The organism is Moorena sp. SIO4A5, assembly GCF_010672005.1.
In the GTDB taxonomy this organism is placed as follows: domain Bacteria; phylum Cyanobacteriota; class Cyanobacteriia; order Cyanobacteriales; family Coleofasciculaceae; genus Moorena.
In genome coordinates, this window is record NZ_JAAHHZ010000086.1 from 14,572 (window position 1) to 28,086 (window position 13,515).

Sequence of the window (13,515 nt, forward strand, 5' to 3'; positions counted from 1 at the left end):
GAGTCAATTTGCTTCTAAAAGTCCCCCAAAATTGGGGGACCAACGGGGGCTTGGATGTAGCAAATGGGACTTCTCAGACAACCTCTTAGAAGTTTTGGCAAATTTGCCGATCACTCTCACTAACATTTGGGTTGGTTTTGAGATAATCTCGGATGCGATCGCAACCCCGTTTCAACAAATCCTCTAAGTCTAAATTCCAGAGCAATAGACCTTCTTCCTCACTGGCACTTATCATTAGTTTGCCATTAGGACTAAAGCTAACGCTTTCGACTCGGTTAGTTTCTCCTCGCAAGATTTTTAGCAAAGTGCCATCTTTGGGATTCCAGAATCTAATGGTCTGATCAGCACTGCCAGAGACTAACGTTTTACCATCAGAACTAAATGTAACACTAGTAACTCCATCTTTATGTCCCCTCAGCGTCAGGGTGTCAAGAAGGCTACGGTCTTTGACCCGCCAGAGTTTAATAGTATTATCCCAACTGGCAGAGGCTAGAGTTTTGCCATCGGGACTAAAGCTCAGAGCTGCGATCGCCGACCCATGCCCAGGCAATGTTTCCAGTAAAGTTCCATCTAATCGCCAGAGCTTCACTGTGTTGTCATAACTGCCAGATGCCAAGATTTTGCCATTGGGACTAAATGTGACACTACTAACTCCATCCTGATTTACTTCTAGGGTTTCGAGCAGAGTTTCATCGGTGAGGTTCCACAGTTTTATGGTTGGATCTTTACTATCAGAGGCAGAAGCTAAAATCTTGCTATCGGGATGGAAGCTAATACTGGTAACTAGACCTTGGTGTCCTTTTAAAGTTCTGGTTAGGCTGCCATCATTAGAATCCCACAATTGAATTGTTTTGTCATCACTGCCAGAGGCAAGAATCTGACCATTAGGACTAAAGCTGACTGTCTTTACTGACGATTTATGGCTTTCCTGGGTTTTGAACAACAATTTAGGAGTGGTTTTATCCCTGCTCCAAACCCAAACAATTCCATCCCAACCTGCCGCCGCAAATTTTTGACCGTCAGGACTAAAACTGGTCGTGTAGAGTCGGCATTGGGTGCAGGTTTCAAGGGGAGGGATGCTCCAGAGTCTGATAATTTTGTCCTCTCCAGCAGACATTAACATTAGGGTCTGGGTCTGCTCATCCAGGTGGCAACTGATACTCCACACTTTACCAGTATGACCCCTCAACGTTTTTTGTAATTTTCCATCGGCTACGCGCCAAAGCTTTAAGGTACTGTCCTGACTGGCAGACACCATAAATTTACTGTCAGAACTAAAACAGACGCTAGTAACCTCCTTGTCATGGCCGTTCAGAATGTGCCCCTCTTCTTTAGTTTCAACTAGCCCGTCTTTCAAATTCCAGAGCTTCACTGTTTTATCAGCGCTAGCAGTAGCGAGGATCTGACCGTCGGGACTAAACATAACATTGGTAACTCCATTTTTATGTCCAGTTGGAAGGTCTTGAATTAAGGTACCGTCTGTGTTCCAAAGTTTTACGGTTCCATCGTTACCAGCAGAAGCTAAGGTGTTACCGTCGGGGCTGAAGTTAACTCCATTGACAGAGTCCACGTGTCCTTCCAAGGTTTTGAGTAGATTTCCATTATCAGTATTCCAAAGTTTCACAGTCTGGTCGCGACTGACAGTAGCGAAAATCTTACCATCAGGACTGAAACTCACTCCATTCACCCAGCCTTTTTTCGGTCCACCCTTGTGACCTTCCAGCTTTCTGATCACAATTCCTTTGGCGAAATCCCACAGATTCACCTTTCCATCAGCACTGGTATAGGCTAGTATCTTACAGTCAGGACTAAAAGCAACACTAGTCACTCTATCTTGATGTCCCTTTAGAAGACCATTGACTTTACCACTACCATCTTGTTTCCAGAGTCGGATAGTTCCGTCATCACTACCAGAAGCCAGCATCTGACCGTTAGAACAAATATTGACGCTATTAACCCTTTCTCTGTGATCTTCCAATCGGTTGATTTCGTGAGTTTGATACACAGCTTGTTGTAAAGTTGCGGCAGTCCGAATGCGGATACTGTTCGGCATCCAAAAAGTTGGCTGTTTTAGCTTTCTGCCAGCCTTGATACTCTCTACCAAAGCTTCTAGTTGAGCATCATCTAAAAGATGAGCTTCAGACGATGTAGTTAGAAAGTAGATTTGGTTTTGTAGAGTCTGATTTTGTTGAAACACAAAACCAAATGCTGCAATTATTGCTAAACCTGCTGTGGCTATGACAGTAGCTAGAGTCCTCTTCTTCCGCTTTTTCGCTGCTTGAATCTGTTGATCGCTAGCTTCAACCAATTCCAGTAAGGTTTCATCATAGCCCAACTCATCAGCATCAGGACTACTCAACCAGCGCCCCGCCTCAGCTAATTCAGTCTCATCTAATAAACCTCCTTTGCCTTTCCCCAGGTTTACCCAATCTTGAACTTGGCGCATTAGTCTTCTACGAGTCTGTTCCGCCTCCCGTCGTTTTTCAAGCCGCCATTGCAAAGCTGGCCAACCCTCGATCAGAGCCTCGTGGGCAATATCAACGTTAATACTAGAACCGTCTTTTCCGGCATTGAGGGTTAACAAGCGATTTTCAGCTAAGTAATTTAGTGTTTTGTCAAACAGTTCTGGATTGTCATCAAGGGCTTTTAACTGCTCAACTGACTGCTGGCGACGAGTATCAGCACGTCCTTCACCAAACTGAATCAAGCGTAGGAAGATACGCCAAGCTATCTGTTGTTCTTCTTTGGACAGTTTGATAACAGTAGAATCAGCATGATTAGCGATTACAGCCTGCAATCCTTTACGGTTGCTACCATCTATCTTTTCATAGCTTGTGCTGGTCAGTACTAGGGTGTCATAGGCTCTAAAGGGTAAAAATCGCCGCTCTAGTTTCTCCCATAACCACACCATTGCTTCTTGCACTATAGGCAAAACTCCTGGTTCCTCAGCAGCATCTGCCACCAAACGCTCTACTAGCACTGACTCTATAAAAACTTTGACTTTTTCGGCTGGTTTGGTAATGGCTTCACGCAATCCCTCAGCATTGAGAGGAACAATCTCCAGCCGAGATATTTGAATCTGGTCCCATAGCATAGACTCCATTAGTTCAGGATAAAAGTCTGCTCTGACGGTCAAAATTACATAGCAGTCAGGAATTTCCAGTAGACCCAGTAAAACCTCTTGAAAAGGTACTGCTTCTTGCTCAGCTTGCGTAAATACTTCCTCAAACTGGTCTACCACTAAAAGTAATCGTCGAGCATTGTCTTCAGTGGCTAAAGCTGTAGTAACTGCTAAGGTGGGATTAGCTAGGTCACTTTCTAATGCTTTTTTTAAAGCCGTCAAAGGTTCCTCACCAGGACGGATTGTGCGAATTAACCACTTTCCATCCTCAAAAAGTCCACTTCGCTCTAAAGCCGGAATTAGACCTGCAAACACTAAGGAAGATTTTCCACTACCTGACGGACCAATTACACTCACAAAATTATGATGACGCAAGTGCTGTAGGAGTTGCTTGATTTCCTGATCACGCCCAAAAAAGCGATCGCTTTTTTCCTCACTAAAGGGTCTCATGCCAGGATAAGGGCATTCCGGTTTAGATGGAGCGTCAGGCACTGAACGTTGTAGATGCTGACACAAGCGTTCAATTGCCTTTTCCCACTCATCCTCATTGATTGCTTCTAGTGGTACAAGAGCACTGAGGCTAGGTGGCAATTCCAGAGTTTCATCCCTGATCAGAGGGATAACTGGCCAAATCCCTTTGTCTCGTCCATAGGACTGAGCTAGCAAATCAATGAATCGGTTAGTATCATTGGCTAGATAGGCATGAGAGAGTACCAGTAACGTGAGATCGCTTTGCTCAATAGCACGCTCAAATTCTGCTATCCAAGACACACCAAGAGTAAAGGCAGTTTCTACCAGATAGCGTACATTAGTCTGGTTCAAGGCATCTAGTAAATAGCCTTCTACCCAAGCCCGATCAGCATCTACATAGGAGATAAAGAGGTCGTATTCTTTAGCCTGCATTCTAATCCTTACCTATAGGAAATTCTGGTTTGATGCAGATACAACCCTGAAGTATTAAACCTATAATAAACACTGAAATCTCTAAAGAGATATCTAGATTAAATGACAACTATATTGTGGTGGCTATTTCAGGCTTTGACAGTATCCTTGAGGGTACTTTTTAGATTTTTCCATCAACCATTTCTCCTCGATGGGGGCTGCCACAGTTGGTAAAGCAAGCGTTTTATGTTAGTCTCAAACTCATCCTCATCAGTCATGTCCAGCAAGGGGAGCATGCGCAGTCCCAGTCGTGGCGTGCATTCGACCCGTAGAATCGGTATTAAATGATACTGACTTTCTTCTAGTCCCCAATGTTGACTCGCCACGTTCTCAAACTGACCATAACTACTCTGTAAGTAAGCTGGGGAAAGTACCAAAACAGTATAGCGACTTCGCTCAATAGCACGTTCCATGCTGGTAATTATAGGTACGCCCAATCGAAAGCGAATATCAAGATAAACCTTTAGCCCCTGTGACTCCAAGTAAGGCAGCAACGCCTGACGAACCCAATGCTTATCCTCTCCCCTGGCTTGATAGCTGATAAAGAGATCGTACTCGTAATCATCACTAGGCAAAGTTAGAGGCATTGGCGTTTCCGCCTTTCCTCCCAGGTAACGGGCGATGGGGAAGTTGTCCTCAATCTCAGCTTTGAGAATAGGATGCTGATTGGCCTGATCACTGGTAACTCTGGGCTGTAAGTAATTAAAAAGGTCAAGGATACGGATAACTCCCCCTGAACCGATCGCACCCCCTTGCAACCCAGCCAGCAAGTGTTGGGTAAACAGACTATTTTCAGCATCCCGTAAAACATAGGATTTTTCACTGCTGCGAGAAGAAGCGAGGATAACCCGACCTCGTCCCTGGGTAAGGGAGTCATAATACTTTTCTGGTAAGCCCTCTTTAAGGGTAGACCCATCCACATCTTTGGGTTGACCAATGCCGCCAGCATGACAGCAGTCAAAAACAACGACTAATTTACGAGCTGGAATCGCCCGTAGAGCCTCGGTAAACTGATCGCCAGAAATGGCAGTTTGAGCTAATAATGATCCGCCGGATGTCAGGTTTGTGTCTACTGGTAACAGGTACTCTCCTTGGTAAGCACCTTCTTTAATCTGTCCCCCATGACTGGAAATATAAATCAAAACGGTAGAGTCTTTGTTACTCTGTTGGGCTAGATTTGCTAATGCCTCACTGAGTGCTGCCTTAGTTGCTTTAGTATCTAGCAGTAATTGCACCCTCTCAGGTGAATAGCTACAGTATTCCGGGTCAATCAGCAGGTTGTAAATGTTCTGAGCATCTTGGAGGATAGTGTTTGGGAGTTGGTTGATGTTTTGATAGTTGGCGATGCCAACAACTAATGCATGAGCGTTATCCATTGCAGGTACGATGGGACAATTTTGATAGGGACAGGTGATGAGTTGGAAGTGTTGAACGTTTCAAAGTTTTAAAGGTTTAACGCTTATGTTCCAAACCCTTTGTTAATTCCCTGGTAATTTCCCGTGAATCCGGAATGGCGTTGCTGAATTTCGTAGGTAAGCATATGCGCTACGCGCACGCTACGCGAACAGCGGTCAGCGGTCAGCGGTCAGCTTAAAATAAACCTCGTTCGTGTAGTGTGCGCACCTCAAGTAGCGTGCGTGTATTTAGCGCAGTTGCGATCGCAACACCAGTACCAGAGCGTAGCCAAACCACTACATCTTGACCAATACCAACCCTATATAGCGTTTCTCATACAGAATTTTTTACCTCTTCCCTCTTCCCTACTCCCTGCTCCCTGCTCCCTGCTCCCTAAAACCCAGGAGGAAAGTACCTCACCCAAATAAGAATTGCTATATCATCTGTTCGATCACAAGAAAATCCTGTTCTATCTGAGCACACAGAGACTTATTGTAGGGGTCAGTCTTGAGGGCTTTTCTGAGATAATTTCTAGCTTTATCGAGCTTGTGCTGTTTAAGCAAGTGTCTTGCCCAACTTTGATAAGCGATCGCTTGCCACTGGCGCACTTCTGGGTCTTGGGGCATTCTTTGGGCCAAGGCTTCGACTAATGCGATCGCTCTCATCAACCGTCGCTCTCGAAGCAATTGCTGGAGTTGATGATAGGAATCCCACTTCAGCTGTTGTTCAACTGCTGATAGGGGTTGATTGAATTCAACGGATGGTGGCTTAGGTGTTACCCAAGTTGAAGTTGGGGGATGTGAGTCCTCAGGCTGATTACTCTGATTACCAAAGCTAGTGGCGGAGGTTAATACTGGTTCACGGTCAGACTCTTTGATAACACTGAGGAGAAGCTTATAAGCCTCCGTAAACCGAATAAACTTTTCTTGGGCAAGCTTGTCTCCAGGGTTAATATCAGGATGATACCGACGTGCCAGACGCCGATAAGACTCCTTTACTTCAACCTGCTTCGCTCCTGGACCGACACCCAATAAGCGATAGCAATCAGCCAGATTCATCAATGGGATAAGCAATCAATAAGCGTTTAGACAGACTTACCTGTTTCTCTGTTTCCTATATATAGAGTACCCTGCTGAATAATGTCACTACTTTTCCCTTTATAATACTTGATCACCAGATCATCAAACAGCGATTACGCACCAAGACGGTTACAACGGGGTTTCTGGTTATAAATCAAAGTGTAATTACCGTTAATAACCGGCTTGGCGGCTTAAGTACTGATCAAATTTACCAGACCAACACTCTAGGGTGCTCTCTGGTCAATAACTTGGTCAATCAAGCCATACTCCTTGGCTTCATCGGCTGACATGAAAAAGTCCCGATCCATGTCTTTTTCGATTTTCTCTAGGGCTTGACCAGTATTTTGGGCGTAGATTTCATTGAGTTGATGGCGGATCCGCAAAATTTCCCTAGCTTCAATCTCAATATCCGTAGCTTGTCCACGGGTTCCCCCAGAGGGTTGGTGAATCATAATCCTGGAGTGAGGCAAAGCTATTCGTTTTCCTTTTTTACCTGCAGCTAGCAGGAAAGACCCCATGGAAGCAGCTAGACCAACACAAACGGTTACTACATCGGATTTGATATGCTGCATGGTGTCATAAATAGCCATGCCTGCGGTGACTGAACCACCAGGAGAGTTTATGTAGAGTATGATATCTTTGCTATTATCTTCAGAGTCGAGATATAGCATCACCGCAATGATCTGGTTGGTAATTTCGTCATCAACCTCTTTGCCTAGAAAAATAATCCGTTCCCGGTAGAGACGGTTGTAGATGTCAATCCATTCAGTATACTGACTTCCTGGCATCTGGTAGGGAACTTTGGGCACACCAATTGGCATAATTTGCTCCGAGTTATTAATAGATTATGGGAAGCTGATAGCACCTCAAGTAGCTTGCGTGGCACAGGCTTCTAGCCTGTGGGTAGCGCATAAGCTGATTGCTGATTGCTGATACGCGACACGCTGAATGCTGATTGCTGATAACTTACAACTTAAGTAATACCAGCAGGAATCTGACTATCAACCTCTTGAGGTTCTAGCACCCTGTCGATCAGACCATACTCTTGGGCTTGGTGAGGTGTCATGTAAAGGAACCGATCCATATCCTTGGCAATTTTTTCTTGGTCTTGACCGGTATTGCGAGACAAGATATTGAGCATCGTCTTCTTATTGGTCAGAACTTCTTGAGCACGAATTTGGATATCCGTGGCTTGACCCTGGGCATAACTCCTGGGCTGATGTAGGACAATAGTGGCATTGGGTAAACTTGCCCGACAGCCTTTGGTTCCTGCGGAGAGGAGCATCGCTGCCATCCCAAGGGCTGAACCAATACAAATAGTGTGGATAGGGGGCTTGATGTAATTTATGGTGTCACAGATGGCAAAGGCTTCGGTTTCAAAACCCACGGGTTGGCCATCGTAACGGGATGTGCCGGTGGAATTGATGTAAATTTTAATGGGCTTGTCTGGGTCGTCGTACTGTAAATACAACAGTTCGGCAATAATTAATTCTGTTACCGCACTCACCAAGGGCATACCCAAATATACAATCCGCTCACTTAACAACAGCGAGGGTAAGTCTGGTGGCGGTGTCCGCTGGGCAGGTCTACCATAGTAGGTGGATTGAACAGCCTGGATGGGTCGTTTCATGATATTTGGGGCTGCAATAATGGCACTATCTTTAACCAGTGTAGCTTGCCATACTTTCTTCGTGATTTTCTTCGTGTCGGTTAGCCCCCTGAAGGTTAAAAGTGTAACATAGGGGAAAACTGCCTACACCCATAATCAATTACCCTTGCTGCCTGAGGAGCTATCTAAAGTCAATAACTCACCGCTAAGTCTTTCGGCGTAGCCGAACGCGCCCCGCGTGGCCTACGGCCTCCGCTGCGCGAAAAGACTATAGCGGGAGCTTGTGAAAAGCTCATAGTTGACCAGTCTAAGTTCTATAAGAACTCCGTTATTTCCAAGAGTTAAAGTCCTACCTGGGGATGCGTAGCTAGTCCCCAGCTCTAGAACCCGGTCGTTAAACAGACCTAGTTGAGTTAAGTCAGTGCGATCAGGAAAGTACCGAGAAATAACTTTGACTAAGCTAACTTTACCCTAGCAATAGGAGGAAACACAATTATGCGTGTATTTGTACTAAATAAAAATCGACAACCTTTAGACCCCTGCAAACCGGCGAGAGCTAGAATTATACTTTCGACAGGCAAAGCTAAGGTCTATCGTCGTTACCCATTTACTATAATTTTAACGGAGGAAATAGAAGAGCCAATAACTCATACTCATCAGCTCAAAATAGACCCTGGTGCAAAAACAAGTGGTTTGGCCATTGTTCAAAATAGCAGAGTGGTTTGGGGAGGTGAACTTACCCATAGAGGCTTTCAAATTAGAGACGCTTTGACTTCTCGTAGACAGTTAAGGCGCGCCCGTCGCAATCGTAAAACTCGGTATCGCAAGCCCAGGTTTCTTAACCGACCATGGTCAGAAGGCTGGTTAGCTCCTAGTCTGATGTCTAGAGTTTACAACATTTTAACTTGGGTCAAAAAACTAACTCGTTTATGTCCCATTACAGGGTTCTCTCAAGAGTTGGTTAGATTTGATACTCAGAAACTGCAAAATCCTGAAATATCTGGGATCGAGTATCAGCAAGGTACGCTTTACGGTTACGAGCTTCGAGAGTATCTACTTGAAAAATGGAATCGTAAATGTGCTTACTGTGGGACAACAGATACTCAGTTAGAGATTGAGCATATCAAGCCATTATCTAAAGGCGGTTCTGATAGAGTTTATAATTTAGCTATCGCGTGTCATTCATGTAATCAAGCTAAGTCTAATCAGGAGGTTGAGCATTTCTTGTCTGGAAAGCCTGATGTCTTGAGGCGGGTTAAAGCTCAAGCAAAACGACCTTTAGCTGATGCGGCATCTGTTAATGCGACTCGCTGGAAGTTGTACCATGAACTAAAATCTATTGGGTTGCCTGTCGAAGTTGGTAGCGGCGGATTGACTAAGTTTAACCGATGTCGCCAAAACCTCCCTAAGACTCATTGGTTAGATGCTGCAAACGTCGGAAAAATTGAAACATTGGTTATCGAAGTAACCCATCCTTTGATAATTACCGCCAAAGGTCACGGCACTCGTCAACTTTGTCGAACCAACAAGTACGGATTCCCCATTCGTTACTGCTCAAGAACCAAAGTGCATAAAGGGTTCCAAACAGGGGACATTGTTCGTGCTGTGGTAACTAAAGGTAAAAAAATAGGTACTTACGTGGGGAGAGTCGCAACTCGAAAATCGGGTTCTTTCAATATCTCCACTAAATCAGGATTAGTACAGGGAATTAGCCACAAATATTGTCAGTTTATTCACAGAAAGGATGGTTATGCTTATACGATTTAAACCCTGTCCTCCCTTTCCTCTCACCGCTAAATCAAAGATTATAGCGGGAGACGACCGGGAGGCGGACAGATGAAAGTTGGTTTGCACCCAGCCCTTAACGATACTAATATTGATGCTAATCAACCGAGTAGTCAGCGTCAATTATCCGTGGCGATTTCTGCGATCGCTGCTTCCTCTAGTCGAAGTGTACCCTTGAATTTGTGTCTGGTACTCGACCACAGTGGCTCCATGCATGGGCAGCCCCTGGAAACTGTCAAGCAAGCAGCAGTGGGGTTAATTGAGCGCCTGCAACCGGATGACCGCCTCTCGATTGTGGCCTTTGACCACAGAGCCAAAGTGCTAGTTCGCAATCAACCGATGGGCAACCTAGACCAAATCAAACGAAAGATTAACCGACTTGCGGCTGATGGGGGTACCGCCATTGATGAAGGTCTAAAGCTAGGGGTTAAAGAATTAATTAAAGCTAAACAAGACACGGTATCTCAGGTGTTTCTGCTCACTGATGGGGAAAACGAACATGGAAATAATGAAAGCTGCATAAAATTAGCTGAACTGGCTGCTGAAAATAACTTGACTATCAACAGTCTGGGATTCGGTTCCAACTGGAACCAAGATATTTTGGAAAAAATTTCGGATATTGCTACTGGTAGCTTGTCTTACATTGAAGAACCAGAGCAAGCCCTGAGTGAGTTTGCACGTTTGTTCAACCGCATGCAGTCTGTTGGCTTAACTAATGCTTATCTGTTGTTGGATTTAATGCCAAAAGTGAGGTTAGCAGAACTTAAACCCATTGCCCAAGTAGAACCAGATGCCATTGAACTCCCAGCACAATCAGAAGGCAATCGCTTTATGGTACGTTTGGGAGATTTGATGACTGATTCAAAACGGGTGATTCTCGCTAACTTGTATGTTGGTAAAATGCCAGAGGGTCGTCAAACCATTGCCCATGTACAAGTCAGATATGATGACCCATCCAGTGGTGGACAAGAGTTACTCTCGGAAATCGTGCCAGTTCAGGCAAATTTCCAGGAGGGTTATCAACCAGTTCCCAATCCTGAGGTACAGAAGCATATTCTAGCTTTAGCTAAATACCGTCAGACTCAAATTGCGGAAACGAAATTACAGCAGGGCGATCGCGCTGGGGCTGCCACCATGTTACAAACTGCGGCAAAAACGGCTATCCAGATGGGGGATAAAGGAGCCGCAACAGTACTGCAAACCAATGCTACGATTTTGCAAACTGGGGAAGACCTCTCAGAAGCTGATCGTAAGAAAACCAGAATTGTGTCTAAGACTCTGTTACAAGAGTGATCAATTGCAGGAGTAATCAAAAGGGTAGGGCATGATGCTTGCCCCCCTTTGCCAAAATATTTGCTTATACCAACAGGAATTACCCAGTCAGTCCTGTCCACACATATTGCTACACATCGGATCAGCCTATAAACTCCTCATCTAAAGGCTGACCGAAAACCCTGAGGGCGCAAGCCCCTAAATTCTATTTATGGGGTTAGCCCGAACAGGAATTTATTCCCTAACTGTTCGGGCGTCTTTTTTCTAACTTGGTAAGGTTCCAGATCTTCCCAGGAACTCTAGGTACTCAGATAAGCTCAACCCCGAACTGGCTGCCAAACGTTTCAGTCCCCGCCAACCAGTCTCAGTAGCCTTGATACTGTAACTTTTCTTTGCCTCTTCGTGCAATCTAGGTCTTCCTACTTTTCTTTTGATTTGTTCAGACATTTTACTTGACATTATAATTTAAGGGGTCTATAATTAGAGTAGCACTAAAACAGGTCGAGTAGATACAACAAAAGGAGGTGATGTGCGAGTGTTGGTCATGGAGTTCAAAGCTATTCTAAAAAAGCCTCAAGAATTAGCAGTAAATGAAGCTATTAGAACGGCTCGTTTTGTCCGGAATAAGGTACTTCGGTATTGGATGGACAATCGCGGAGTAAAGAAGAAAGAGCTCTATCGCTACAACACTCAACTAAGGGATGAATTTGAATTTGTTAAAGATCTAAACAGTCATGCTTGTCAAGCCTCTGTCGAGAACGTAGAGCGTGCTATTAAACGTTTTTTTGACAATTGCAAGAAAAAAGTGCCCGGCAAAAAAGGGTACCCTCGCTTCAAGAAACATTCTAGATCAGTCGAATACAAGCAGTCCGGGTGGAAATTATCCCCAGACAAGAAGTCTATAAACTTTACCGATAAAAAAGGGATCGGTAAGGTTAAGCTCAAGGGTACATGGGACTTGTGGCGTTTCGATTCGGCAAAGCCGACGCTACGCGAACAGAAGTTGATAAAGCGCGTTAGGATAGTCCAAAGAGCTGATGGTTATTATGTTCAGTTTTGTGTCAAAATAGATAACTTAAAGCGACTAGGAGCTACTGGATTCACTGTCGGGTTAGATGTCGGACTAAAAGAGTTTTACACTGACTCTGATGGTTATTCAGAACCTAATCCTAGGTTTTATCGCAAAAGCGAAAAACGATTAAAGTTTTACCAACGTCGGGTCTCCCGAAAAAAGAAAGGCTCATCTAACCGTAAGAAAGCCGTCAATAGATTAGGTAGACATCACCTTAAAATAAGTAGGCAGCGTGAAGAACATGCCAAGAGACTGGCACGTTGCGTAATCCGGTCTAACGATCTGGTCGCCTATGTTCGCGCAGCGTGCCGAAGGCAAGATTTGAGGATCAAAAATCTAGTTAAAAACCACTGTCTCGCCAAATCTATTAATGATGCAGGTTGGTACAAGTTCAGGGAGTGGCTGGAATATTTTGGGCAAAAGTTTGGTCGGATAACTGTTGCAGTTAATCCTGCCTATACAAGCCAGAATTGTTCCAGCTGTGGTGAAGTGGTCAAGAAGTCATTATCAACTCGAACCCATGTCTGTAAATGTGGGTGTCGGTTAGATTCGCCGAAGGCGACGCTACGCGAACGCGACCATAATGCCGCTAAAAACATCCTAACTAGAGCCTTAAGTACCGTGGGGCACACGGGAACTTTACTTAACGCTTGGGGAGATCTGTCCTCTACTTTTCCTGACTCCGGTTTGGTTAAGCAAGACGGGTCTATGAACCAAGAATCCCCCTGATTCTATCAGTGGGGAGTGTCAATAGGATCGGGCTGGGGGGATGCCATCTATGCCTAAAGATATAGACCGAAAGTAATAACTTAAACACTTATACTTAAACCCTTAGACGTAAACACTTAGATTCAAACACTTATAAATAAGGATTAGCAGCCATTATTGGGTTTTATCGGCGTAATTAGCAGTAATTACGCCTATTTACTGCTGTTTAATATTCACACCTTAGGCTTTTTACCTTTTTATAGGGTTTTTACACCTGAACCTGTACGGTCAACCCTACAGCCAGTCCCTGTCAAGCTATTGCAACAAAAATTTACAAAGTGTTATATTTATTTACATAAAGACGAAAGGAGAAAAAACCAAATGACTTTCAGCACTGACACCATTACCAAGTCCACTATGTACACCACCGTTGATGAAACTGGAGTGCTCAATAACTACGCCCCTGAAACCGAGATTTACTACGCAGATTTCCCAACACCCGAACAGCAACGTAATTATATTTCCCAAGGTG

General features: G+C 44.6%; 10 protein-coding genes. 5 read left to right on the forward strand and 5 right to left on the reverse strand.

The features are described from left to right. Positions 1–85: 85 nt before the first annotated feature. Positions 86–4,024: a TIR domain-containing protein gene (locus F6K57_RS23270; RefSeq protein WP_293070914.1), complete on the reverse strand. Its 3,939-nt coding sequence runs from the start codon at positions 4,022–4,024 to the stop codon at positions 86–88. Positions 4,025–4,197: 173 nt separating this feature from the next. After that, complete coding sequence (locus F6K57_RS23275) at positions 4,198–5,439, reverse strand: caspase family protein (protein ID WP_293070916.1); 1,242 nt, start codon at positions 5,437–5,439, stop codon at positions 4,198–4,200. 237 nt (positions 5,440–5,676) lie between these two features. Between F6K57_RS23275 and F6K57_RS23280 the strand changes: the two genes are divergently transcribed. Next, on the forward strand, positions 5,677–5,886 hold the full coding sequence (locus tag F6K57_RS23280; protein WP_293018964.1) for a hypothetical protein: 210 nt from the start codon (positions 5,677–5,679) through the stop codon (positions 5,884–5,886). A gap of 6 nt (positions 5,887–5,892) precedes the next feature. Here the strand turns inward: F6K57_RS23280 and F6K57_RS23285 are convergent, their stop codons facing one another. The 3 genes from F6K57_RS23285 to F6K57_RS23295 all read right to left on the reverse strand — a co-directional run bounded on the left by F6K57_RS23285 (position 5,893) and on the right by F6K57_RS23295 (position 8,167). Next, entirely contained in the window at positions 5,893–6,516 is a 624-nt protein-coding gene (locus tag F6K57_RS23285; protein WP_293037153.1) for a DnaJ domain-containing protein, read from the reverse strand. Positions 6,517–6,761: 245 nt separating this feature from the next. Continuing rightward, entirely contained in the window at positions 6,762–7,358 is a 597-nt protein-coding gene (locus tag F6K57_RS23290; protein WP_070393421.1) for an ATP-dependent Clp protease proteolytic subunit, read from the reverse strand. Between the two features lie 152 nt (positions 7,359–7,510). Beyond that, positions 7,511–8,167: an ATP-dependent Clp protease proteolytic subunit gene (locus tag F6K57_RS23295; protein ID WP_293070919.1), complete on the reverse strand. Its 657-nt coding sequence runs from the start codon at positions 8,165–8,167 to the stop codon at positions 7,511–7,513. Between the two features lie 474 nt (positions 8,168–8,641). Between F6K57_RS23295 and iscB the strand changes: the two genes are divergently transcribed. The 4 genes from iscB to F6K57_RS23315 form a co-directional block, all read left to right on the forward strand. Then, on the forward strand, positions 8,642–9,913 hold the full coding sequence (gene iscB, locus F6K57_RS23300) for an RNA-guided endonuclease IscB (protein ID WP_293018953.1): 1,272 nt from the start codon (positions 8,642–8,644) through the stop codon (positions 9,911–9,913). Between the two features lie 69 nt (positions 9,914–9,982). Further along, the gene (locus F6K57_RS23305) at positions 9,983–11,224 is read left to right on the forward strand and encodes a VWA domain-containing protein (RefSeq protein ID WP_293070921.1); all 1,242 of its coding nucleotides are present in this window, start codon (positions 9,983–9,985) and stop codon (positions 11,222–11,224) included. 514 nt (positions 11,225–11,738) lie between these two features. Continuing rightward, positions 11,739–13,004, forward strand: coding sequence for a transposase (locus tag F6K57_RS23310; RefSeq protein WP_293070923.1), 1,266 nt, complete (start codon positions 11,739–11,741; stop codon positions 13,002–13,004). A 396-nt stretch (positions 13,005–13,400) separates the two neighbouring features. Then, positions 13,401–13,515: ssl1498 family light-harvesting-like protein (locus F6K57_RS23315; RefSeq protein ID WP_293070925.1), on the forward strand; the 115-nt coding region annotated here is incomplete at its 3' end.

Excerpts from the sequence above, each read along its gene's own strand:
- F6K57_RS23270 (WP_293070914.1), bottom strand. The coding sequence starts at position 4,024 with ATGCAGGCTAAAGAATACGACCTCTTTATCTCCTATGTAGATGCTGAT.
- F6K57_RS23275 (WP_293070916.1), bottom strand. The coding sequence starts at position 5,439 with ATGGATAACGCTCATGCATTAGTTGTTGGCATCGCCAACTATCAAAAC.
- F6K57_RS23285 (WP_293037153.1), bottom strand. The coding sequence starts at position 6,516 with ATGAATCTGGCTGATTGCTATCGCTTATTGGGTGTCGGTCCAGGAGCG.
- F6K57_RS23290 (WP_070393421.1), bottom strand. The coding sequence starts at position 7,358 with ATGCCAATTGGTGTGCCCAAAGTTCCCTACCAGATGCCAGGAAGTCAG.
- F6K57_RS23295 (WP_293070919.1), bottom strand. The coding sequence starts at position 8,167 with ATGAAACGACCCATCCAGGCTGTTCAATCCACCTACTATGGTAGACCT.
- iscB (WP_293018953.1), top strand. The coding sequence starts at position 8,642 with ATGCGTGTATTTGTACTAAATAAAAATCGACAACCTTTAGACCCCTGC.
- F6K57_RS23305 (WP_293070921.1), top strand. The coding sequence starts at position 9,983 with ATGAAAGTTGGTTTGCACCCAGCCCTTAACGATACTAATATTGATGCT.